Origin of the sequence: Amycolatopsis dongchuanensis, from assembly GCF_039542405.1 — a bacterium.
Lineage (GTDB): Bacteria > Actinomycetota > Actinomycetes > Mycobacteriales > Pseudonocardiaceae > Amycolatopsis_E > Amycolatopsis_E sacchari.
Genome location: NZ_BAABIB010000125.1, coordinates 40,810 through 61,252, shown reverse-complemented (window position 1 = coordinate 61,252; position 20,443 = coordinate 40,810). Strand labels below are relative to the sequence as shown.

24 protein-coding genes are annotated in these 20,443 nt (G+C 70.4%); 21 read left to right on the top strand and 3 right to left on the bottom strand.

The annotated features are described in order from the left end of the window. Positions 1-61 precede the first annotated feature (61 nt). Positions 62-433 (top strand): nitroreductase/quinone reductase family protein, encoded by a 372-nt coding sequence (locus ABFX51_RS31695; RefSeq protein WP_091513480.1) that lies wholly within the window; start codon positions 62-64, stop codon positions 431-433. Here the strand turns inward: ABFX51_RS31695 and ABFX51_RS31690 are convergent. After that, positions 407-976, bottom strand: coding sequence for a cupin domain-containing protein (locus ABFX51_RS31690; RefSeq protein WP_091513478.1), 570 nt, complete (start codon positions 974-976; stop codon positions 407-409). The genes ABFX51_RS31695 and ABFX51_RS31690 overlap by 27 nt on opposite strands. A gap of 138 nt (positions 977-1,114) precedes the next feature. On the opposite strand from ABFX51_RS31690, the gene ABFX51_RS31685 reads away from it, so the two are divergent. From ABFX51_RS31685 to ABFX51_RS31615, 15 genes are all read left to right on the top strand, one after another. Next, complete coding sequence (locus ABFX51_RS31685; RefSeq protein ID WP_245783291.1) at positions 1,115-1,831, top strand: CPBP family intramembrane glutamic endopeptidase; 717 nt, start codon at positions 1,115-1,117, stop codon at positions 1,829-1,831. A 62-nt stretch (positions 1,832-1,893) separates the two neighbouring features. Beyond that, entirely contained in the window at positions 1,894-2,670 is a 777-nt protein-coding gene (locus ABFX51_RS31680; protein ID WP_245783290.1) for a CPBP family intramembrane glutamic endopeptidase, read from the top strand. 167 nt (positions 2,671-2,837) lie between these two features. Further along, positions 2,838-3,263: a 30S ribosomal protein S16 gene (rpsP, locus tag ABFX51_RS31675; RefSeq protein ID WP_091513470.1), complete on the top strand. Its 426-nt coding sequence runs from the start codon at positions 2,838-2,840 to the stop codon at positions 3,261-3,263. Then, the gene (locus ABFX51_RS31670; RefSeq protein ID WP_020671256.1) at positions 3,260-3,499 is read left to right on the top strand and encodes an RNA-binding protein; all 240 of its coding nucleotides are present in this window, start codon (positions 3,260-3,262) and stop codon (positions 3,497-3,499) included. Before rpsP ends, ABFX51_RS31670 begins: the two co-directional genes overlap by 4 nt. A 10-nt stretch (positions 3,500-3,509) precedes the next feature. Beyond that, positions 3,510-4,028 (top strand): ribosome maturation factor RimM, encoded by a 519-nt coding sequence (gene rimM / locus ABFX51_RS31665; protein ID WP_346055896.1) that lies wholly within the window; start codon positions 3,510-3,512, stop codon positions 4,026-4,028. 12 nt (positions 4,029-4,040) lie between these two features. Further along, complete coding sequence (trmD, locus tag ABFX51_RS31660) at positions 4,041-4,796, top strand: tRNA (guanosine(37)-N1)-methyltransferase TrmD (protein WP_091513583.1); 756 nt, start codon at positions 4,041-4,043, stop codon at positions 4,794-4,796. A gap of 142 nt (positions 4,797-4,938) precedes the next feature. Next, positions 4,939-5,298 (top strand): 50S ribosomal protein L19, encoded by a 360-nt coding sequence (gene rplS / locus ABFX51_RS31655; protein ID WP_091513469.1) that lies wholly within the window; start codon positions 4,939-4,941, stop codon positions 5,296-5,298. A gap of 24 nt (positions 5,299-5,322) precedes the next feature. Next, entirely contained in the window at positions 5,323-6,255 is a 933-nt protein-coding gene (gene lepB / locus ABFX51_RS31650; RefSeq protein ID WP_346055895.1) for a signal peptidase I, read from the top strand. A 3-nt stretch (positions 6,256-6,258) separates the two neighbouring features. After that, positions 6,259-7,059: a ribonuclease HII gene (locus ABFX51_RS31645; protein ID WP_091513462.1), complete on the top strand. Its 801-nt coding sequence runs from the start codon at positions 6,259-6,261 to the stop codon at positions 7,057-7,059. 24 nt (positions 7,060-7,083) lie between these two features. Then, positions 7,084-7,407, top strand: coding sequence for a DUF2469 domain-containing protein (locus ABFX51_RS31640; RefSeq protein ID WP_027946358.1), 324 nt, complete (start codon positions 7,084-7,086; stop codon positions 7,405-7,407). Between the two features lie 747 nt (positions 7,408-8,154). Next, positions 8,155-8,535, top strand: coding sequence for a YraN family protein (locus ABFX51_RS31635; RefSeq protein WP_091513460.1), 381 nt, complete (start codon positions 8,155-8,157; stop codon positions 8,533-8,535). Next, complete coding sequence (locus ABFX51_RS31630) at positions 8,535-10,043, top strand: YifB family Mg chelatase-like AAA ATPase (RefSeq protein ID WP_346055894.1); 1,509 nt, start codon at positions 8,535-8,537, stop codon at positions 10,041-10,043. The genes ABFX51_RS31635 and ABFX51_RS31630 overlap by 1 nt, the downstream gene beginning before the upstream one ends. Positions 10,044-10,085: 42 nt before the next feature. Continuing rightward, positions 10,086-11,243, top strand: a complete 1,158-nt coding sequence (dprA, locus tag ABFX51_RS31625) for a DNA-processing protein DprA (RefSeq protein ID WP_346055893.1) — start codon at positions 10,086-10,088, stop codon at positions 11,241-11,243. 212 nt (positions 11,244-11,455) lie between these two features. Beyond that, complete coding sequence (locus ABFX51_RS31620; protein ID WP_428832521.1) at positions 11,456-12,463, top strand: tyrosine recombinase XerC; 1,008 nt, start codon at positions 11,456-11,458, stop codon at positions 12,461-12,463. Positions 12,464-13,014: 551 nt separating this feature from the next. Continuing rightward, positions 13,015-14,064, top strand: a complete 1,050-nt coding sequence (locus tag ABFX51_RS31615) for a FliA/WhiG family RNA polymerase sigma factor (RefSeq protein ID WP_346055918.1) — start codon at positions 13,015-13,017, stop codon at positions 14,062-14,064. Positions 14,065-14,574: 510 nt separating this feature from the next. Here the strand turns inward: ABFX51_RS31615 and ABFX51_RS31610 are convergent. Next, positions 14,575-15,162, bottom strand: a complete 588-nt coding sequence (locus ABFX51_RS31610) for a M23 family metallopeptidase (RefSeq protein WP_428832520.1) — start codon at positions 15,160-15,162, stop codon at positions 14,575-14,577. Between the two features lie 358 nt (positions 15,163-15,520). On the opposite strand from ABFX51_RS31610, the gene rpsB reads away from it, so the two are divergent. From rpsB to ABFX51_RS31585, 5 genes are all read left to right on the top strand, one after another. Continuing rightward, positions 15,521-16,357 (top strand): 30S ribosomal protein S2, encoded by an 837-nt coding sequence (gene rpsB / locus ABFX51_RS31605; protein WP_145937515.1) that lies wholly within the window; start codon positions 15,521-15,523, stop codon positions 16,355-16,357. Between the two features lie 67 nt (positions 16,358-16,424). Further along, positions 16,425-17,243: a translation elongation factor Ts gene (gene tsf / locus ABFX51_RS31600; RefSeq protein WP_091513446.1), complete on the top strand. Its 819-nt coding sequence runs from the start codon at positions 16,425-16,427 to the stop codon at positions 17,241-17,243. A 112-nt stretch (positions 17,244-17,355) separates the two neighbouring features. Next, positions 17,356-18,093, top strand: a complete 738-nt coding sequence (gene pyrH / locus ABFX51_RS31595) for a UMP kinase (RefSeq protein WP_091513442.1) — start codon at positions 17,356-17,358, stop codon at positions 18,091-18,093. Between the two features lie 56 nt (positions 18,094-18,149). Next, positions 18,150-18,707 carry a ribosome recycling factor gene (gene frr / locus ABFX51_RS31590; RefSeq protein WP_091513440.1) on the top strand — a complete coding sequence of 186 codons (558 nt, stop codon included), beginning with the start codon at positions 18,150-18,152 and terminating at the stop codon, positions 18,705-18,707. Beyond that, entirely contained in the window at positions 18,707-19,597 is an 891-nt protein-coding gene (locus tag ABFX51_RS31585) for a phosphatidate cytidylyltransferase (RefSeq protein WP_091513436.1), read from the top strand. The genes frr and ABFX51_RS31585 overlap by 1 nt, the downstream gene beginning before the upstream one ends. On the opposite strand, the gene ABFX51_RS31580 is transcribed toward ABFX51_RS31585, so the two are convergent. Next, complete coding sequence (locus ABFX51_RS31580; RefSeq protein WP_091513433.1) at positions 19,594-20,442, bottom strand: VOC family protein; 849 nt, start codon at positions 20,440-20,442, stop codon at positions 19,594-19,596. The two genes, ABFX51_RS31585 and ABFX51_RS31580, sit on opposite strands and share 4 nt — an antisense overlap. Position 20,443 lies beyond the last annotated feature (1 nt).

Genomic DNA, 20,443 nt, shown 5'->3' with positions numbered 1-20,443 from the left:
GCCGGTCGCCGATCCTTCTCATTTCCGATCAGGATCCGGCCGCGGGAGTTACCTTCGGCCCGTGCGATACCAGAAGCCGGTCCCGGCCCGTTTCGTCAGCTGCGTCAACACAGGTGTCCTGCGGCTGCGTTCCTCGCCCCGCTGGGGCAACCTGATGAACAGGCGTTTCACGGTGATCACGTACACCGGCCGCCGCTCGGGCGGCACCTTCAGCACCCCGGTGGCGTACCGGCGGACCGGTGACGTCGTGACGATCAGCGTGCAGCTGCCGGAGCGCAAGAAGTGGTGGCGCAACTTCACCGGCGAGGGCGGCCCGATCTCGCTCGAACTGGACGGGATCCAGCGCACCGGCCACGCGACCGCCCGGGCCGACGAGAAGAACCGCGTCACGGTCACGGTGCGCCTGTCAGGCGAGGACGCCGCTGCGCGGTGAGGAGTCGGCCGGGGAGCGGCCGACGCACTCCGGGCAGGGGCAGTGCGGGCACCCGAGCGAATGCGGCCGCTCCGGCGCCGTCGTGGTGACCGCGCACAGCAGGCACGTCATCTCGCCGTCGAGCGAGATGACCTCCTCGTACGGCACGGGCGCCATCCGGTCCTCGGCGTCGATCTGCTTGTGCGGGGAGCCGACCGCGAGGATCACGTGGTCGGTGATCGCCCCGACGGCGTGCGGCACCGCGCCTTCCACCAGGTACACCTGTCCCGCGCGGGTTTCGTGGATCCGCCCCGCGTAGGTGATCGTGCCGATGCCCGCCACCACCACGAGCACGTGGTGCCCGGGGTGGGTGTGCGGCACGAAACCGGACCCGCCGGGCAGGCGCAGCAGGTCCGCGCCGACCGCACCGTTGGTCACGAGCGCCTGCCCGCTGGCGTCGGGCGCGCCGTGGATGCGCGTGGGGCGGCCGTCGTGGCCGATGGTCAGCTCCGTGTGCTCCTCGGCGATGAGGCTTTCTGCCCAGGTGACGATGTCCAGTGGCATGGCGGCCCTCCCTTGGGTGAACCCGTCCACCATCGCGTGCGGGAGGTCCCCGGTGGAAAGAGGCGAGTTCTCCCCGCGTTGACGATCGCTCACGCCCCGGGTTCGATTGGTCGCGGGGCGCCACCTAGCCTGGGCGCCGTGGAAGGGGGCACCGGGGTGAACCAGCGCAGCCGCACCCGAGCCCACTGGGGTTTCCCGGCGTTCTTCACCGGCCTCGGCCTGTACTACCTGGTCACGCTCGGTATCACCGCGCTGCGCTCGGGACGGCCCACGGCGGACCCGCTGGAGCTGCTGGACGTGGGTCCCGTGCTCCTGCTGGCGTTCCTGCCGACGGTGCTGCTCGGCCTGCCCCCGGTGCTCGCCGCCCGCCGGCACGGCGAGAGCTTCGGCCTCGTGCCCACCCCGCGGGACGTCAAGGTCGGCCTCGCGTGCGGCGCGGCGGCGGTCGGCATCGGCTACCTGCTCAACCTCCTGCTGCTCGGGCTGTACGGCACCGACCGGGTGTCCGACGGCCCGCTCTCGGACCTCGCGCGGAGCGACGGCGACGCCACGCTCTGGCTCGCGCTGGCGGCGCTCGTGGTCGTGGTCGCGACTCCACTGGCGGAGGAACTGCTGGTCAGGGGCGCGCTCTGGCGAGCGCTGGACCGGCACGGCCTCCCGCCGTGGGTGGTGCTGGTGCTGACCGCGCTGGTCTTCGCGTACCTGCACGGCGAGCCGACGCGCACCGTCGCGCTCGTCGCGCAGGGGGTCGCGATCGGCTGGGCGCGGCTGCGCACCGGCCGGGTGGGGGCGAGCCTGGTCGCCCACGCGGTCAACAACCTGCCTCCGGCGTTGCTGCTGTTCACGGGCTCCTGACCGGTATGGCGATGGGGACTAGGCTCGGCAGGTGGTTCGGACGGACGGGACGGAGGAAACGGGTGACGGCGACGCAACCGGACGAACCGCTGGACTCCGTCGACCTGCCGGAAACCCCGCCGGCGCCGAAGCACCGCTGGGGGTTCGGGGCCTTCCTCGTCGTCGAGGCGGTGCTGCTCGCCTCGGCCGCGTTCGTCAGCGTGCTGCTCGGCCCGGCCCCGCCGGGACGGCCGACGCCGCCGCGTGACGTCCTGATCGGCACGATCACCCCGACCGTCCTCGCGGCGCTCGTCGCGGTGCTGTTCACCGTCTGGCGGGGCAACGGGCCGCGCCTCGACCTGCGGCTGGACTGGCGCTGGGCCGACGTCCGGCTCGGCCTCAAGCTCGGGGTGCTCGGCCTGGTGCTGACCACCGTCAGCGCGTTCGTCTGGACCAGGGCCGTGGGCGAGCACAACGCCACGTCCGCGATCACCGCGCTGGTCGAGGACCAGCCGATGTCGGTGACCTCGGCGATCATCATGTTCTGCTACCTCTGGCTGCTCGGCCCCATCTGCGAGGAGGTCATCTACCGCGGCCTGCTGTGGGGCGCGGTCGAGCGGCTGCAGTGGGGTGCGGAGAAGTGGGGCAGGCTCGCGGCCTTCCTGCTGTCCACGGCGGTGTTCGCCGTGAGCCACCTCGAACCGCTGCGCACGACGCTGCTGCTGGTGATCGCGGTCCCGATCGGCCTGGCCAGGCTGTTCACCGGCAGGCTGCCCGCCGCGATCGTGGCGCACCAGATGAACAACTTCCTCCCGGCGCTGGCCCTCCTGCTCACCACACTGGGCGTGCCGACCCTCTAGTGCACCGGCCGGGAGGCGTCTGGCAGAATTGACGCTTGCCCGCTCCGGCCGGTCCCTCTCACCGTGCCGTGGCGACCCCAAAGCTTCGGGTATTCGTGTCCGTTTCCCCACTCGGATCGTGACCCGGCACCAGCGAGCACCGAGAACACCAAGGAGTACCCACACCCGTGGCCGTCAAGATCAAGCTGCAGCGCCTCGGCAAGATCCGTGCGCCGTACTACCGCATCATCGTCGCCGACGCGCGCACCCGCCGGGATGGCAAGGCCATCGAGACGATCGGCAAGTACCACCCGAAGGAGGAGCCGAGCTTCATCGAGGTCGACTCCGAGCGCGCCCAGTACTGGCTGGGTGTCGGCGCGCAGCCGACCGAGCCGGTGCAGCGCATCCTCGAGATCACCGGTGACTGGCAGAAGTTCAAGGGCCTGCCGGGTGCCGAGGGCACGCTGAAGGTGCGTGAGCCGAAGCCGTCGAAGCAGGAGCTGTTCAACGCCGCGCTCGCGGCCGCCGGCGAGGAGCCGTCGACCGACGCGACCACGCCGAAGAAGAAGGCCCCGAAGAAGGCCGACGACGAGGCGGGCAAGGAAGAGGCGTGAGCTTCCTCGCCGACTCCCTCGAACACCTGGTGCGCGGGATCGTCGACAACCCGGACGACGTCCGGGTCGAACTGATCACCACCCGGCGCGGCCGCACGCTCGAGGTGCATGTCCACCCCGACGACCTGGGCAAGGTCATCGGCCGGGGTGGCCGCACCGCGACCGCGCTGCGCACGGTGATGGGCGGCATCGGTGGCCGCGGCGTCCGCGTGGACGTCGTCGACACCGATCGCTGACCGCGCGGCCGTGGAGGTCGTGGTCGGGCGGGTCGCGAAGTCGCACGGGGTCCGCGGCGAACTCGCCGTGGACGTGCGCACCGATTCGCCCGAGGAGCGGTTCGCCGCGGGTGCCGTGCTGACCGCGCGGCACCGCGACGGCCGCACCCGTGAGCTCACCATCGCGGCCGCCCGCCCCCACAGCGGGCGGCTGCTGGTGACGTTCGAGCAGATCCGGTCCCGCGAGGAGGCCGACGCCGTGCGCGGCGTGCTGCTGCTCGCCGACACCGCCGACCTGCCGCCCACGGACGACCCCGACGAGTTCTACGACCACGAGCTCGAAGGGCTGCGAGCCGAGCTTGCGGACGGCACGGTCGTCGGCGCGGTGCGGGAGATCGTGCACGCGCCCGGCGGCGAGCTGCTGTCGCTGGACCGCGAGGGCCGGACGGTGCTGGTGCCTTTCGTGCGGGAGATCGTGCCCGTCGTCGACGTGGCCGGGGGCCGGGTCGTGCTCGACCCGCCCGAGGGCCTGCTCGACGACACCGACTGAGTGGGGACCGCCATGCGGATCGACGTCATCACGATCTTCCCCGAGTACCTGGACCCGCTGCGGGCGGCGTTGCTGGGCCGCGCCATCGAGCGCGGCCTCATCGAGATCGGCGTGCACGACCTGCGGAACTGGACGCACGACGTGCACCGCGCCGTGGACGACGCGCCGTACGGCGGCGGTCCCGGCATGGTCATGAAGCCCCAGGTCTGGGGCGACGCGCTGGACGAGGTGTGCGGCGAGGCCACGCGCCTCGTCGTGCCCACCCCCGCCGGCCGCCCGTTCACGCAGGAGATGGCCCACGCGTACGCGCGGGAGGAGCACCTGGTGTTCGCCTGCGGCCGCTACGAGGGCATCGACCAGCGCGTGATCGACGACGCGGCGCGCCGCATGCCGGTGGACGAGGTGTCGATCGGCGACTACGTGCTGGTCGGCGGCGAGGCCGCGGTGCTGGTGATGGTCGAGGCGGCGGTCCGGCTGCTGCCCGGCGTGCTGGGCAACCCGGTGTCGGCCGAGCAGGACTCGTTCTCCGACGGCCTGCTCGAAGGCCCCAGCTACACGCGCCCCGAGGTGTGGCGCGACCTGGCGGTGCCGGAGGTGCTGCGCTCGGGCAACCACGCGCTGATCGACCGCTGGCGGCGCGACCAGGCGCTGGAGCGGACGGCGCGGCGGCGGCCCGATCTCCTCGACCGGCTGCCGGAAGGTAGCCTTGATGCGCGCGACCTCGCCGTGCTCGACCGCGTGCGCGGGGAGCAGCGGCAGGCCGGGTGACCCGGTCGCGGCGGCGTCTGGAATACTTGACGTTTGGCACGCCGTTTCCCGGTGTGCCCCATGAGCCCCCGGGTCGATCGCTGCCGAGCAGGTGCGCGCCCGGAAACACGGAGAACTGACGAAGGACGAGGACGGAATCCCGATGAACACCCTGGACGCCCTGGACGCTCAGTCGCTGCGTTCCGACATTCCGAACTTCCGCCCGGGTGACACGCTGAAGGTGCACGTTCGCGTCATCGAGGGAAACCGCGAGCGCAACCAGATCTTCCAGGGCGTGGTCATCCGCCGGCAGGGTGGTGGCATCCGCGAGACCTTCACCGTGCGCAAGGTTTCGTTCGGCGTCGGCGTGGAGCGCACCTTCCCGGTGCACTCGCCGAACATCGCCAAGATCGAGGTCTTCAAGCGCGGTGACGTGCGGCGCGCCAAGCTGTACTACCTGCGCGAGCTGCGCGGCAAGGCGGCCAAGATCAAGGAGCGGCGCGAAGCCCCCACTGCCTCCTGATCGGGGTCCTAGTAGCCTGGCGACGTGGTTGAGCCTGTGCCCTCGAGTGCTGCCGAGGACGAACCGGAACGTGCCGAAAACGGCGAAAACGCGGAAACGCGCGCAAATCGGAAGCGCCGTAACCGCAAGGCCAAGAAACAGCGGTCGTTCTGGGTCGAACTGCCGATCCTGATCGTGGTCGCGCTCGTGCTGGCCTTCGTTTTCCAGCAATTCTTCGCGCGCGTCTACACGATTCCGTCGGCTTCGATGGAATCCACGCTGCACGGGTGCACGGGCTGCTACGGCGACAAGGTGCTGGTCGACAAGATCACCTACGACTTCACCGACCCCGGTCCTGGTGACGTCGTGGTGTTCAAGGGCCCGGCGCCGTGGCTGGAGAACGACGTGCCGACCCAGCGGTCGGACAACCCGGTCGTGCGGTTCTTCCAGGACATCGGTTCGGTGTTCGGGCTCGCCCCGCCGGACGAGCGTGACTTCGTGAAGCGGATCATCGCCACCGGCGGGCAGACCGTGCAGTGCTGCGACGCGCAGAACCGCGTCGTGGTCGACGGCAAGGCGCTGAACGAGCCGTACATCCACTGGGTGGATCCGGACAACCCGCGCCAGGACGAGTTCCCGCCGGTCAAGGTGCCGCAGGGTGACGTCTGGGTGATGGGGGACAACCGCAACGACTCGTGTGACTCGCGCTGCCAGGGCGGCGGTGGGCTCAACGGTGTCGTGCCGGTGGAGAACATCATCGGCAAGGCGCGGATCATCGTGCTGCCGCCGAGCCGCTGGGGTGGCGTGAGCGACACGAACCCGCAGGAGAACGCGCAGCCGGCGGCGCTGAGCCTGAGTGCCGCGAGCTGGCAGCAGGGTGTGCCGCTCGCGGTGGGCGCGGTCGGGGCGTGGCCGGCGGTCGCGTTGAGCCGCAGGGTCGGTGCCGGTGTGCGCAGGGCGGTCAAGCGAAAGCGGTAGCCAGTGGGTAGCTCTTCGGCGCTCGCGGCCCCGGTGAAGCCTCCCCGGGCGGTGGTCCGCGGGGAGACCCCGTGGGGCCTGTTGTCCGCACTCGACCGGCGTGGTCTGGGGCCGGTCGCCGGGGTCGACGAGGCGGGGCGTGGTGCCTGCGCCGGCCCGCTGGTGGTGGCGGCCTGTGTGCTCAAGCCGGGTGACGCGGCGCGGCTGGAGGAGCTGACGGACTCGAAGCTGCTCACCGCGCTGGCGCGTGAGCGGGTGTACGAACGGGTGCTGAAGCGCGCGCTGGACTACTCCATCGTGGTGATTCCGGCGGCGGAGGTGGACCGCCTCGGCATCCACGTGATGAACATCGAGGGCATGCGGCGGGCGGTCGCCGGGCTGCGGACGTGCCCGGGTTACGTGCTGACCGACGGGTTCAAGGTGCCGGGGCTGCCCGCGCCGAGCCTGGCGGTGGTGAAGGGGGACCGGGCGGTCGCGTGCGTGGCGGCGGCGTCGGTGCTGGCGAAGGTGACGAGGGACCGCATCATGGCGGACCTGCACGGCGAGCACCCGGTGTACGGCTTCGACGTGCACAAGGGTTACACGACGACCGAGCACGGCGCGGCGCTCGCCGAACACGGGCCGAGTGCGGTACATCGGTGGTCGTACACCAACGTGGCGATGGCGGCGGCCGCGCACGGGAGGCGGCCACCGCACAAGGTGATGCTGACGGCGGCGGCGCTGGGGCAGCGGGAGGCGCCGGTGCGTGCCCTGGACGGCGACGTGAGTCAGAATGAGGGTTCCGCCGCCGGATTGTCGGTTTAGCTCGCGAGGAGGGGCGCGGATTCCATGAGCGCAGAGGATCTCGAGAAGTACGAGACCGAGATGGAGTTGTCGCTGTACCGGGAGTACCGCGACATCGTCAGCCAGTTCTCGTACGTGGTGGAGACCGAGCGGCGGTTCTACCTGGCGAACGCCGTGGACGTCCAGGTCCGCGACGGTGGGGGTGAGGTCTACTTCGAGGTGCGCATGTCCGACGCCTGGGTGTGGGACATGTACCGGCCGGCCAGGTTCGTGAAGAACGTCCGCGTGATCACCTTCAAGGACGTCAACGTGGAGGAGCTGGAGAAGCCAGACCTACGCCTCCCCGAAGACGGCCCGTTCTCGGGCTGATTTCCGCCCGAGCCGCTGCGTCCTGGCTCCAGCCTCCCGTCCCGGCTCGGCTCTGGGGAGCGCTGCCCCGACAGCCCCTGACGCTGCCCTCTTGCTCTACCCCTCCCGCCTGCGTCCATGCTCCCGCCCTCTTGGCTCTACCGCCGCGGTCAATCCCTTCCCGCCCTGCCGCTGCTCGGCCTCTTCCCGCCCTACCGCCGCCAATTCGGTCCTCAATCCGCCCTTCTCGCTCCACCGGCGCAGCTTCAGCCCTCGCTCAGCGCCCCTGTGGCGGCCCGCTCGCCTGCTGCGGCTGTGCTCGGTCCCGTCCCGTTCCCGCCCCGGTGTCCCTGCCCGCCGTCCTGCCCTGCCCCTTCCCGCTCCACCGGCGCCCCCGCCCGACCGGGCGCCGCAGCGCCGCCGCCCGCCCTCCAACACTCGCTACGCCGCGCCCCCACCCGCCTCCGGCCTGCGCCCCCTGGCCCACTGCCTCCGGCCCGCACCCCCTAGCCCACCGCCTCCCGGCGAGTAATCCAACGCCTCCTGCCCAATAACCCACCTCCTCCCGGCCCTGCCTCTCCCCGCCCTGCGCCCCTCCAATCCACCACCCACCGCCGCCCCACCCACCCGCTCCCCGCCCCGCCGCCCGCCCCGAGTTATCCACAAGGGGTGGGTTATCCACAGGTACCCCGATTCGTTCTGGTGCCCGCTTGCCGAACCTGGCAGCGTTTTCGGCAACGCGAAGAACGATCTCTGGGGGAAGTACTGATGAGCGCTGTGGCAGGGCAAGGAACCGCGCCCCATCTCGACCTCGGCCGCAAGGGGGAGGACCTGGCCGCGCAGCACCTGCAGAAACTCGGTTTCGTGGTGCTGTCGAGGAATTGGCGTTGCCGCGAAGGCGAGCTGGACATCGTGGCCACCAATGGCCGGATCCTCGTCGTGTGCGAGGTGAAGACGAGGGCGGGGCAGAACTTCGGTGACCCGGCCGAGGCGGTGACCGACGACAAGATCGCCCGCATCCGGCGCATCACCGGCCAGTGGCTCCGCACGGTCAGCGTGGGCTGGTGCCCGATCCGGTTCGACGTGATCGGCGTGCTCGTGTCGCCCGGCGGTGAGCTGCGGCTCGAACACTTCCCCGGAGCGTTCTGATGCCCATCGGACACTCCTGGTCGGTCGCCGTGCTCGGTATCGACGGCCGGGTCATCGAGGTCGAGGCCGATCTCGGCGGCGGCCTGCCCATGACCAAGCTCGTCGGCCTGCCGGACGCGGGGCTCCGCGAGGCGAAGGACAGGGTGCGCTCCGCCGTCCGCAACTCCGGCCAGCAGTGGCCCGGGGAGAAGCTCACCCTCGGCCTGTCCCCGGCCAACCTGCCCAAACTCGGCTCCGGCTACGACCTCGCGATCGCCGTCGCCGTTCTCGCCGCGTCCGGCAAGGTGCCCGCCACCCGCCTTCCCGGCACAGTCCTGCTCGGCGAGCTCTCCCTCGACGGGCGGGTGCGCGAAGTCCGGGGCGTCCTGCCAGGGCTGCTCGCCGCCCGGCGGGCAGGGGTGAAACGGGCTGTGGTTCCGGCGCACTCACTGTTCGAGGCGGCGCTCGTCGAGGGTGTGGAGGTCCTGGGTGCCGTCCGTCTCGCCGACGTGATCGCCTGGCTCCAGGGCGAGGGCACGCTGGTCGAGCCGGAGGCACCCGTCGAGACGGAAACCCAGCCGGTGCTCGACCTGGCGGACGTCCTGGGGCAGCCGGAAGGCCGCTGGGCGTTGGAGGTCGCCGCGGCGGGTGGTCACCACCTCCTCTTCAAGGGCCCGCCGGGGATCGGCAAGACGATGCTCGCGAAGCGATTGCCGGGCCTGTTGCCGCCCCTGTCCGTGGACGAGGCGCTCGAAGTGACGGCAGTGCACTCCGTGCACGGTTCCCTGTCGCGCACCTCGCCCCTGGTCAAGACGCCACCGTTCGTCGCGCCACACCACAGCGTGTCCGTCGCGGCCTTGGTGGGAGGGGGCAGCGGGCTCGCCGCGCCCGGGTTGATCAGCCAGGCCCACCGCGGAGTGCTCCTGCTCGACGAAGCTTGCGAATTCGCGGCACCGGCGCTGGAATCCCTGCGCACCGCGCTGGAAGACGGAGAGGTGCGGATCTCCCGCTCGAAGGGTTCCGTCCGCTACCCCGCCCGGTTCCAGCTCGTCCTCGCCACCAACCCGTGTCCGTGCGCTCCGCCCCGCGAGACGGACTGCACCTGCACTCCGGCAGCGCGGCGCCGCTACCTCAACCGGCTCTCGGGGCCGCTGCTCGACCGCGTCGACCTGCATGTGCGGATGCGGCCCATCACCGCGATGAACACGCACTCCGACGAGCCCGAGCCCACAGCCGTGGTCCGCGAACGCGTCCTGTCGGCCCGTGCACGCGCCGCGAAACGCTGGTCGTCGCACGGCTGGCGCACCAATGCGGAGGTGCCTGGTTCGGTGCTGCGCCGGGAGTTCGCCTTACCGAGCGAGACCACCGCGCTGCTCGACCGTGCGCTCGACAGAGGCTTCCTCACCGCGCGGGGTGCCGATCGTTGCCTCCGGCTCTCGTGGACTCTCGCCGACTTGGCCAAGGACGAGCAACCCACCGCGGACCACGTTGCCGCCGCCCTCGAGTTCCGAGACCGGGGTGCGGCATGAAGACCGAAACGGCCACGAGCGACACGAAGGGCAGGTCCCGGCATGTCGCTGGATGACGTGCGTCTCGCCCGGGCCTACTTGGCGCGAGTCGCCGAGCCTCCCGCCAAGGCTCTGGCCGCCTTCGTGGCCAGGGTAGGGCCGGTCGATGCGGCCGAAGCGGTGCGCAAAGGGGACTGCCCCCAGGACGTGATCGACGAGACCATCGCACGCCGTGACCGGGACCGAGCCGAGGCCGACCTGGAAGCCGCAGGCAAAACCGGGGCGCGCCTGATCATCCCGGAGGACGACGAGTGGCCTGCCTGGTCCCTCCTGTGCCTCGACATCGCCGGCCAGCGGGGCATCCCGAGCGCGGTCCCACCGCTCGCCCTGTGGGCGCGCGGCGAAGCGCACCTGGGTGATGCCACTGAGGGAGCGGTGGCGATCGTGGGCGCTCGTGCGTCGAGCGGCTACGGCGAGAGCGTCGCGGGAGAGTTCGCCTACGGCCTGGTCCAGCGAGACATCGCGATCTTCTCAGGCGCGGCGCTCGGCATCGACGGCGCCGCACATCGCGGTGCCCTCGCCGCGAGAGGAACGACAGTCGCGCTGCTGGGCTGCGCGCTTGACGCCGGCTACCCGGCCGGGCATGTGACCTTGCTGAACATGATCGCCGAACGCGGCGGTCTCGTGGTCAGCGAGTACCCGCCGGGCACCCCGCCGGCGCGGCACCGTTTCCTCGTTCGCAACCGGCTCATCGCGGCGCTGAGTGAGGGCACCGTGGTGGTCGAAGCAGGCCGGCGCAGCGGGGCGCGCAACACGGCGAACACCGCGGGGATTCTAGGCAAGATCGTGATGGCGGTACCGGGCCCGATCGGTTCGGCCACATCCATGGGATGCCACGACCTCATCCGCAATTCCGACGCCACGCTGGTCGGCTCCGTCGAGGACGTGATCGAGATCGTGGGCAGGCTCGGCACCCACATCCCGGAACGCCTCAGGCCCAGACGTCCGACCGACGGGCTGGGCAAAGAAGCCCTCCGCGTGCACGACGCCCTTGAACGGCGGGAGGGGAAGTCCGCCGACGAGATCGCGGCCGAGTCCGGGGTTCCGCTGCAACGAGTTCGCGCCATGCTGCCGGCCCTGGAGATGGAAGGCCTCGCCGAGCGCCACGAGAGCGGGTGGCGGCAGCACCGCCGGCCGCGGGAGATCAGCGAGGGTGCGTGAATGGAACAGGTGTTCCGAGTCGAAGGAAGGAGGTGACGCGATAGACCGGTAACGCGGTGTGGCGATGCTTGACCAGAGCGGTGATTTCACCGAGCGTGAGTACCTATGTCGCCGTCTTTTCCGGAGTGGACAAGGGACGAACGCGTGTACGCCATGCGCACGCCCGCTCTCGGTGAACTGCGACCGGCAGAGCGGCTCGAGCGGCCGGACGGATGTGGGCTGTCGTGACCGCCAAGGACAGGGAAGCGGCACGCGTCGACCTGCACGCGATCCGTGCGGCGTTGCCGTCGGCAGCACGGGAGCTGATCACCGAGTACGAGCGGCACCTGAGCCTGGAACGCGGGCTCTCGGAGCACACGGTGCGGGCGTACGTGGGTGATGTGGTGTCCCTGCTCGGGTTTCTGCACCGGGACCACGGCGCCGACGACGAACGGCGCGCGTTGGACGGACTCGACGTGGCAGTGCTCCGGGCGTGGCTGGCTCATCAGCGCGGTGACGGTGCGAGCCGTACGACATTGGCTCGACGCTCGGCGGCGGCGCGCACATTCACGGCCTGGGCGCGTCGGCAGGGAGCGATCGAGGGGGACCCGGGTGCTCGCCTGGTATCACCGCGAACGCATCGGACTTTGCCCGCGGTACTGCGCCCAGACGAGGCCGGCGAGGTGCTGCAAAGCGCCGAGTCCGGCGCGGCGGAACTGGATCCGCAGGGCTTGCGTGACCGCGCCGTCCTCGAACTCCTTTACGCGACGGGCGTTCGGGTTTCGGAGCTTTGTGGACTCGACGTCGACGACGTGGACTTCGGCGGTCGCGTCGTGCGGGTCCTGGGCAAGGGGAGCAAGGAACGCGTGGTGCCGTTCGGGGTGCCGGCGGAGCGTGCCTTGCGGTCCTGGTTGGAGACCGGGCGCCCGGCGATGGCCGCGGCCGCGTCGAAGGCCGATCCTGCCGCGTTGTTCCTGGGTGTTCGAGGGGGTCGGCTGGACCCGCGGGCTGTGCGGCGGGTAGTGCACGATGCGGTCGGATCTGTGCCTGGTGCTGCGGATATGGGGCCGCACGGGCTGCGGCACACCGCGGCGACGCACTTGCTGGAAGGTGGCGCCGATCTCCGCAGCGTTCAGGAACTGCTCGGTCACGCTACGCTTGCCACGACGCAGCTCTACACTCACGTGACAGTCGAGCGGCTGAAGGCGATCCACGACCGTGCCCACCCTCGCGCGCGATGACCCCGGAACGCGCTGAGGACGGGGCGGCGGGGGAGTCTTCACCAACCCCGACCAGACCTGAGCCCGGAGACCGAACTGAGCCCGTTGCCGAGGGCGGCCGCCACATGACCGCCGACCTGCGACTCACCGACGCAGACCGTTCGGACACCCACCCGAACGGCGACCTCGGCGTACCCGCGGCGGCAGCCCCTGCAACTCGGTCGGCCGACGCCGCCAAGGAGCGCGAGCAGCTGACTCCAGCCACCGGTGACACCCCGGCAAAAGCCATCGGCAAGGCCCCGGCGAAGGCAGCGGGTGACGATTCGGCGAACGCGGCCGGTGGCGCCTCGAAAGGCGGCGGCGACGCCTCGGCGCACGCCGCTGATGTTGCCTCGGAAGGCGCCGGTGGTACCTCGACGAACGCCGCCGATGATGCCTCGACAGGCGCCGGTGGCGCCTCGGCGAAGGCTGCCGATCGTGCCCCGGCGCACGCCGCCGATGTTGCCTCGGAAGGCGCCGGCGATGCCTCAGCGGAGGTTGCCTGTGGTGCCTCGGAAGGCGCCGCTGATGCCCTGGCGAAGGCCGCCAGTGATGCCTCGGCGAAGTCGGCGGAGCTTGCAACTCCTCGCGCGGACCCGCCTGCCACTGCCCCGACGGCGCCCGAGACCGTCGGGCAACCTGACGCGAATCCCGTCGCAGGGCACGGATCCTCCACAGTCGCCGATCGTTCCGGCGAGGCTTTTGTCAATGGTTCCGGCGAGGCTCGCGTCAACGGTGAAGGCCATGCCCACACCGGCAACGGCGCAAGCGGACAGCAGCCCGCTTCCCGTGGCGGGGGCACCAACGGTGACGCGCCGAACGAGGTCGACGCCGCTATCAACGCCCTGTGGCGCGAGTTCCGGGAGCGGCCGAACCAGCGGCTGCGTGAGCGGCTCGTGCTGCATTACGCCCCGCTGGTCAAGTACGTCGCCGGGCGAGTGGGTACCGGGCTGCCCACACACGTCGACGTCGGTGACCTCGTGCAGTCAGGGATCTTCGGGCTGATCGACGCGATCGAGAAGTTCGATCCCGACCGCGGCTGGCGGTTCGAGACCTACGCGATGCAGCGGATCCGTGGTGCGATCCTCGACGACCTCCGTTCTCAGGATTGGGTACCCCGTGTCGTGCGCAGTCGGCTCCGGGAGGCCGAGCGCGCCCTCGAACGCCTCGGCGCGCGCCTGCACCGCACGCCGACCGACACCGAGCTGGCCGAGGAACTCGGCATCGGACTCGACGAGCTGCGCGACCTGTACGGACAGCTGCGGCTGACGAGCGTCGTCGCGCTCGAGGACCTCATCGCCGCGGGCAAGGACAGCGGCTCCCTCGTCGACACCCTGCAGGACGAGGACGCCGTCGACCCCGTCGCGGTCCTGGTCGACCGCGACAACCGACGCCAGCTCGCGGAAGCCATCGCCCAACTCACCGAACGCGACCGGATCGTGGTCAGCCTCTACTACTTCGAGAGCCTGACCCTGGCCGAGATCGGCAAGGTCCTCGGCGTGACCGAATCGCGGGTCAGCCAGCTGCACACCCGCGCGGTCCTCCGGTTGCGTGCCCGCCTGACCGAGCAAGCCGGCGTCTGACGAGCCCTCCCCGCACTCGAGCCCAGCTCGCCGCCAGCGGGAACGGAGCTGGTGGCCGTTGACCGCGTGGGGCTCCTGCCGTGGGCTGCGGGCGGGTTGGCGCGGCCCCGGTGACCGCAGTTTCGGTGATCGCAGTCCCGGTGACTTCAGCACTCCGTGTTGGCGAACTCGGTCGTCTGCGGACCGGGATGACTGCGGCCTGGGTGACTGGAGGCGTGGCTGGTCTCAGCCCCCGAGAGCCTGCGGTCTGGAGTGCCTGCAGCTCGGAGGGGCCTGCAGCGCGGAGTGCCGCAGCTCGAGGGTGCCTCTGGTCTGGCTGCCTGCGGGTTCCAGTGCCTGTGGTCCGGAGGTGCTTGCGACCCCGAATGCCTGCGGCCCTCAAGTGACCGCGGACTCCAGTGGCTGCAGCCTGGGTGATCGCAGCCGGGTGACCTCAGTCGCAGGTGCCGCAGGGATCGCTGCTCCTGCGGCGCGCAGGCGCGCAAAACCTGGACGCCAGCCGGAATCGCGCTAAGGCGGTTCCCAGGGCTTCAGGCGGATGGCGGACTTGGTCTGGATGAGGGCCAGCGGGTTCAGGTACTCCTCACCGCGCCGGACGCCCCAGTGCAGGCACGCGGCGACCGGGCACCCGGGGTGACCGGGCACCACCACGCCGATCTCCTGCCCTGTGTGGACCTGAGTACCGGCGGGCACGGTCGGCACCACGGGTTCGTACGTCGTGCGGAGGCCGCCGTCGTGGTCGATGGAGACCACGCCTTGGGCTGCGACCTGGCCCGCGAAGACCACGACGCCTGGACCGGCCGCGAGCACCGGCTGGCCTGGCGTCGCCGCGAGGTCGACGCCTCGGTGGCCTGGGCCGTACTCCGTCTGCGGTTGCTGGAACGGTCTGGTCACCTCCGGTGTCGGCGAGAGGGGCCACGAGAACCTCGGCTCTTGGCCGACCTCCCGCATGCGGGGAACGTCGTTCGGGACCTGCTGATCCGCGACCGCCGCCTGCCGAGCCCCCGGCTGATCACCCGCCGCTGCCCACGCGGCAGGCACCACCAGCAGCCCTGCCAGGAGCAGGAGCAGCGGTGTCACGGGCGATATGGCGGGCATGGGTCCAGGGTGGCCGGGGCGGCGGGGAAATGGGGAACAGAATGTGATTCTGTGGATAACCGAGGGTGATGTGGACAGGTTGCCGCCTTCGCCTTGCCCGCGGTGGCCCCGCGTCCGCCTGGGCGTACACTGTTTGCGCGGCCTGTCCTGCGATGGGCCGACTTCGCGTGCACGTGCATGTCCCGACTTCTTTCGATGAGCAGGCGGGGCGCGTGGCGCCCGGGCGGTCCCCGTGGGAACACGGGGTCCGGGCACCGGCACGGCACCAGGGCTCCCGGCCACCCGGCCGGTGGCGACAACCGAACGCGGGCCCGCCGGAAAGCGGCCCGCCAGGACAAGAAGAGGTGCGAATCCGGCCATGGCCGTCGTCACCATGAAGCAGCTGCTCGACTCCGGTGTGCACTTCGGGCACCAGACGCGGCGCTGGAACCCGAAGATGAAGCGCTACATCCTCACCGAGCGCAACGGCATCTACATCATCGACCTGCAGCAGACGCTGACCTACATCGACCGTGCCTTCGAGTTCATCAAGGAAACCGTCGCGCACGGCGGCACCATCATGTTCGTCGGCACGAAGAAGCAGGCGCAGGAAGCGATCGCCAGCGAGGCGCAGCGCGTGGGCATGCCCTACGTGAACCAGCGCTGGCTCGGCGGCATGCTCACCAACTTCCAGACCGTGCACAAGCGGCTGCAGCGCCTCAAGGAGCTCGAGGCGCAGGAGCAGACCGGCGGCTTCCAGGGCCTGACCAAGCGCGAGATCCTGACGCTGACCCGCGAGAAGGACAAGCTGGAGAAGACCCTCGGCGGTATCCGCGACATGGCGAAGGTTCCCTCCGCCGTGTGGATCGTGGACACCAAGAAGGAGCACATCGCCGTCGGCGAGGCGCGCAAGCTCAACATCCCCGTGGTCGCGGTGCTCGACACCAACTGCGACCCCGACGAGGTGGACTACCCGATCCCGGGCAACGACGACGCGATCCGGTCGGCCGCGCTGCTGACCAAGGTCGTGGCCGAGGCGGCCGCCGCCGGTCTGCTGGCCCGCTCGGGCCGCAACGGCTCGGCGCCGGAGGGCCAGGACAAGCCGGAGCCCGGTGTGGCCTCCGACGAGCCGCTGGCCGAGTGGGAGAAGGAGCTGCTGGCCGGTAACGAGGGCGGCGAGCAGCAGCAGCCCGCCGAGCAGACCACCTCTTCCTGACCCACGCTTCCCCGTCCGGCCGCTCGCCGGCGGCCGGACGGGACCGAGAACCTCCGAAGGAAACACGATGGCGAACTACACCGCGGCGGACGTGAAGCGTCTCCGCGAGCTCACCGGCTCCGGCATGATGGACTGCAAGAAGGCCCTCGAGGAGAGCGGCGGCGACTTCGACAAGGCCGTCGAGTACCTCCGCATCAAGGGTGCCAAGGACGTCGGCAAGCGCGCCGAGCGCGCGACCGCCGAGGGCCTGGTCGCCGGTGACGGCGGCGTGCTGATCGAGCTCAACTCCGAGACGGACTTCGTCGCGAAGAACGAGCAGTTCCAGCAGCTGGCCGAGAAGATCGTGGCGACGGCGAAGACCGTGCGCACCGACGACGTCGAGAAGCTGGCCGCGGCGGAGATCGAGGGCGGCAAGACCGTCAACGACGCCGTGCAGGAGCTGGCCGCCAAGATCGGCGAGAAGCTCGTCCTGCGCCGGGTCGTCGCGTTCGACGGCACCGTCGAGACCTACCTGCACCGCCGTGGCGCGGGCCTCCCGCCCGCCGTCGGCGTGCTGGTCGAGTACACCGGTGACAGCGCCGAGGCGGCCCGCGGTGCGGCGCTGCAGATCGCCGCGCTCAAGCCGAAGTACCTGACCCGCGAGGAGGTGCCCGCCGAGATCGTCGAGAACGAGCGCCGCATCGCCGAGGAGACCGCGCGGGCCGAGGGCAAGCCGGAGCAGGCGCTGCCGAAGATCATCGAGGGCAAGGTCAACGCCTTCTACAAGGACACCGTGCTGCTGGAGCAGCCGTCGGTGACCGACAACAAGAAGACCGTGAAGCAGCTGCTCGACGCCGCCGGCGTGACGGTCACCCGGTTCGCCCGGTTCGAGGTGGGCCAGCAGTAAGGGCCTGCAGGCTGACGCGTATCGTGCCCCGTCTCCCGGTGATCTCGGGGACGGGGCACGATGCCGAACGAGCACTGAAGGCAGAGCGGTACCCACGGAGGTGAGGGCGGGCATGACGGAGCAACGAGCCGATCAGGGCTATCGGCGGGTACTGCTGAAACTCGGTGGTGAGATGCTTGGCGGCGGATCGCTGGGCGTCGACCCGGACGTGGTGCACTCGGTGGCCGTGCAGATCGCCGCCGTCGTGCGCACCGGGGTGCAGATGGCCGTCGTCATCGGCGGTGGCAACTACTTCCGCGGCGCGGAACTGTCGCAGCGCGGCATGGACCGCGACCGCGCCGACTACATGGCCATGCTCGGCACCGTGATGAACTGCCTCGCGCTGCAGGACTTCCTGGAGAAGGAAGGCGTGCCGACGCGCGTGCAGAGCGCCATCACGATGGGCCAGGTGGCCGAGCCCTACATCCCCCGGCGCGCGGAGCGGCACCTGGAGAAGGGCCGTGTGGTCATCTTCGCCGCCGGTGTCGGCATGCCGTACTTCTCCACCGACACGGCCGCGGCCCAGCGTGCGCTCGAGATCGGGTGCGAGGCGGTGCTGATGGCCAAGGCGGTCGACGGCGTGTTCACCGCGGACCCGAAGACCGACCCGGGCGCGAAGATGTTCGAGGAGATCACGCACCGCGAGGTGCTGGAGCGCGGGCTGAAGGTCGCCGACGCGACCGCGTTCAGCCTCTGCATGGACAACAACATGCCGATCATCGTGTTCAACCTCCTCACGGAGGGGAACATCGCGCGCGCGGTGCGTGGTGAGAGGATCGGGACACTGGTCAGCACCCCCGCCGCGGGCTGACCGACCAGTACTGCTGGGACCTGGCGGAGACAACAGAGAAGACAACGGGAGTAGCCGTGATCGACGAGACCCTCCTCGATGCCGAGGAGAAGATGGAAAAAGCGGTGTCCTTCGCGAAGGAGGATCTGTCGTCGGTGCGCACCGGCCGGGCCAACCCGTCGATGTTCTCCCGCGTGGTGGTCGAGGCCTACGGTTCCACGATGCCGCTGAACCAGGTGGCGAGCGTGAACATCCCCGAGGCGCGGATGGCGATCGTGAAGCCCTACGACCAGAGCCAGCTCAACGCGATCGAGAAGGCCATCCGGGAGTCCGACCTCGGGGTGAACCCGAGCAACGACGGCCAGATCATCCGGATCGTCATCCCGCAGCTGACCGAGGAGCGTCGCCGCGAGATGGTGAAGATGGCCAAGTCCAAGGGTGAGGACGCCAAGGTCCACATCCGCGGCGTGCGCCGCAAGGCCAAGGAGGAGCTCGACCGCATCGCCAAGGACGGCGAAGCCGGCGAGGACGACGTCGCCCGTGCGGAGAAGGAGCTGCAGAACCTCACGGACAGCTACGTCTCGCAGATCGACGAACTCGTCAAACACAAGGAAGCCGAGCTACTCGAGGTCTGATGGCCCAGGTGAGCGAAGAACAGGAGAAGGTGCCGACACCTTCTCCCGAGCCGGGGGAACCCGCCCCGCCGGCCAAGAAGGCGTCGCGGGCGGGGCGCAACCTGCCCGCGGCGATCGCGGTCGGGCTGGTGCTGGGGGCGGCGATCCTCGTCTCGCTGCTCACCGTGCGGTACCTGTTCATCGGGATCATCGCGGTCGCCGTCGCGGTCGGCACGATCGAGTTCGCCCAGGCCGTGCGCCGGGCGGCCGGTATCCGGCTCGCGCTGGTCCCGCTGCTGGTCGGCGGCCAGGCGATGGTGTGGCTGACCTGGCCGTTCGGGCTGAAGGGTGCGGTGATCGCGTTCGCGCTCACCGTGCTCGCCTGCCTGCTGTGGCGGTTGCCCGGCGGCGCGGACGGCTACCTGCGCGACATCGCGACCTCGGTGTTCGCGGCGGCCTACCTGCCGATGTTCGCGTCGTTCGCGGCGATGCTCGTGCCGCCCGCGGACGGGGTGGGCCGCGTGCTGACGTTCATGATCGGCGTGGTCGCCTCCGACACCGGTGGTTACGCGGCCGGGGTGTTGAAGGGCAAGCACCCGATGGCGCCGACGATCAGCCCGAAGAAGACGTGGGAGGGCTTCACCGGCTCACTCGTCGCGGGCATCGTCGGCGGTGCGCTGTCGGTGCACTTCCTGCTGGACGGGCACGTGTGGCAGGGCGTGCTGTTCGGCGCCGCGATCGTGCTCACCGCGACGCTCGGGGACCTCGTCGAGTCGCTCATCAAGCGCGACCTGGGGATCAAGGACATGGGCACGATGCTGCCGGGGCACGGCGGGCTGATGGACCGGCTCGACTCGCTGCTCCCGTCGGCCGTGGTTTCGTGGGTGCTGTTGACGGCCTTTGTGGGCTAATCGTCGTACGGGTCGTCCACCTCGGCGCGGCCTGATTCGTCGACCAGGACCAGGCTGCGGTCGATCACCGAGAACACCGCGCCGCACGGGTCGGCGAGCACGGCGATCCGGCCCCACGGCGTGTCGTACGGTTCGACGACCACGCGCCCGCCCAGCATGATCGCGTGCCCCGCCGTGGCGTCCGTGCCGCGAGCGGGATCGACCTCGAAGTACACCATCCAGTGCGGCAGCGTCTCCGGGGGGTACTCGGGCCCCATGACGTACCGGTAGAGCACGGGCTGCTGGTCGATCAGCCATTCCGAGTAGTCGATCCCGCGGTCGTCGCCGATCTGGCGGGCGTTGTAGTTGAACAAGCGGCAGAAGAACCCGTCCGCGGCTTCGCCGTTGTGCGTGTTCAGGTCGGCGCTGACGAAGGTGTTCGGCACTCCGGTCAGGAAGTCCCACGCCGCCGACGGCTGCCAGAACACCGTCGGCGCGCCGGACGGGTCCACCACGTGCACGATGCTGCCCCGGCCCGGGATCGCGACCGGCCCGAGGGTGACCGTGCCGCCGAGGTGCTGCGTCCATTCCGCCGCGTTCGCGGTGCTCTGCACGGAGATGTTGATGGTCCACAGGCTCGGTTGCCTGGCGCCGCCGAGGTAGATGCCCGCCACGTCGCGGTTGCCGAGCGCGGCGATGAGGTAGCGGCCGCTGGGAGCGGCGGGGTCGCGGCTGAGGTGGAAGGTCCAGCCGAAGAGTCCGTTGTAGAACTGCTGCGCGATGCCCTCGTCCAGGGTCGCCAGTTCCACCCAGCAGGGGATACCCGAGGGGAGTATCGCCTGGGTGGGCAGCGGGCCGAGTGCCATG

Coding starts and splice junctions, on each gene's coding strand:
- ABFX51_RS31690 (WP_091513478.1), bottom strand. CDS start 976: ATGCCACTGGACATCGTCACCTGGGCAGAAAGCCTCATCGCCGAGGAG.
- trmD (WP_091513583.1), top strand. CDS start 4,041: ATGCGGATCGACGTCATCACGATCTTCCCCGAGTACCTGGACCCGCTG.
- rplS (WP_091513469.1), top strand. CDS start 4,939: ATGAACACCCTGGACGCCCTGGACGCTCAGTCGCTGCGTTCCGACATT.
- ABFX51_RS31640 (WP_027946358.1), top strand. CDS start 7,084: ATGAGCGCAGAGGATCTCGAGAAGTACGAGACCGAGATGGAGTTGTCG.
- ABFX51_RS31635 (WP_091513460.1), top strand. CDS start 8,155: ATGAGCGCTGTGGCAGGGCAAGGAACCGCGCCCCATCTCGACCTCGGC.
- ABFX51_RS31630 (WP_346055894.1), top strand. CDS start 8,535: ATGCCCATCGGACACTCCTGGTCGGTCGCCGTGCTCGGTATCGACGGC.
- dprA (WP_346055893.1), top strand. CDS start 10,086: ATGTCGCTGGATGACGTGCGTCTCGCCCGGGCCTACTTGGCGCGAGTC.
- ABFX51_RS31620 (WP_428832521.1), top strand. CDS start 11,456: ATGTGGGCTGTCGTGACCGCCAAGGACAGGGAAGCGGCACGCGTCGAC.
- ABFX51_RS31610 (WP_428832520.1), bottom strand. CDS start 15,162: ATGCCCGCCATATCGCCCGTGACACCGCTGCTCCTGCTCCTGGCAGGG.
- rpsB (WP_145937515.1), top strand. CDS start 15,521: ATGGCCGTCGTCACCATGAAGCAGCTGCTCGACTCCGGTGTGCACTTC.
- tsf (WP_091513446.1), top strand. CDS start 16,425: ATGGCGAACTACACCGCGGCGGACGTGAAGCGTCTCCGCGAGCTCACC.
- pyrH (WP_091513442.1), top strand. CDS start 17,356: ATGACGGAGCAACGAGCCGATCAGGGCTATCGGCGGGTACTGCTGAAA.
- ABFX51_RS31585 (WP_091513436.1), top strand. CDS start 18,707: ATGGCCCAGGTGAGCGAAGAACAGGAGAAGGTGCCGACACCTTCTCCC.
- ABFX51_RS31580 (WP_091513433.1), bottom strand. CDS start 20,442: ATGGCACTCGGCCCGCTGCCCACCCAGGCGATACTCCCCTCGGGTATC.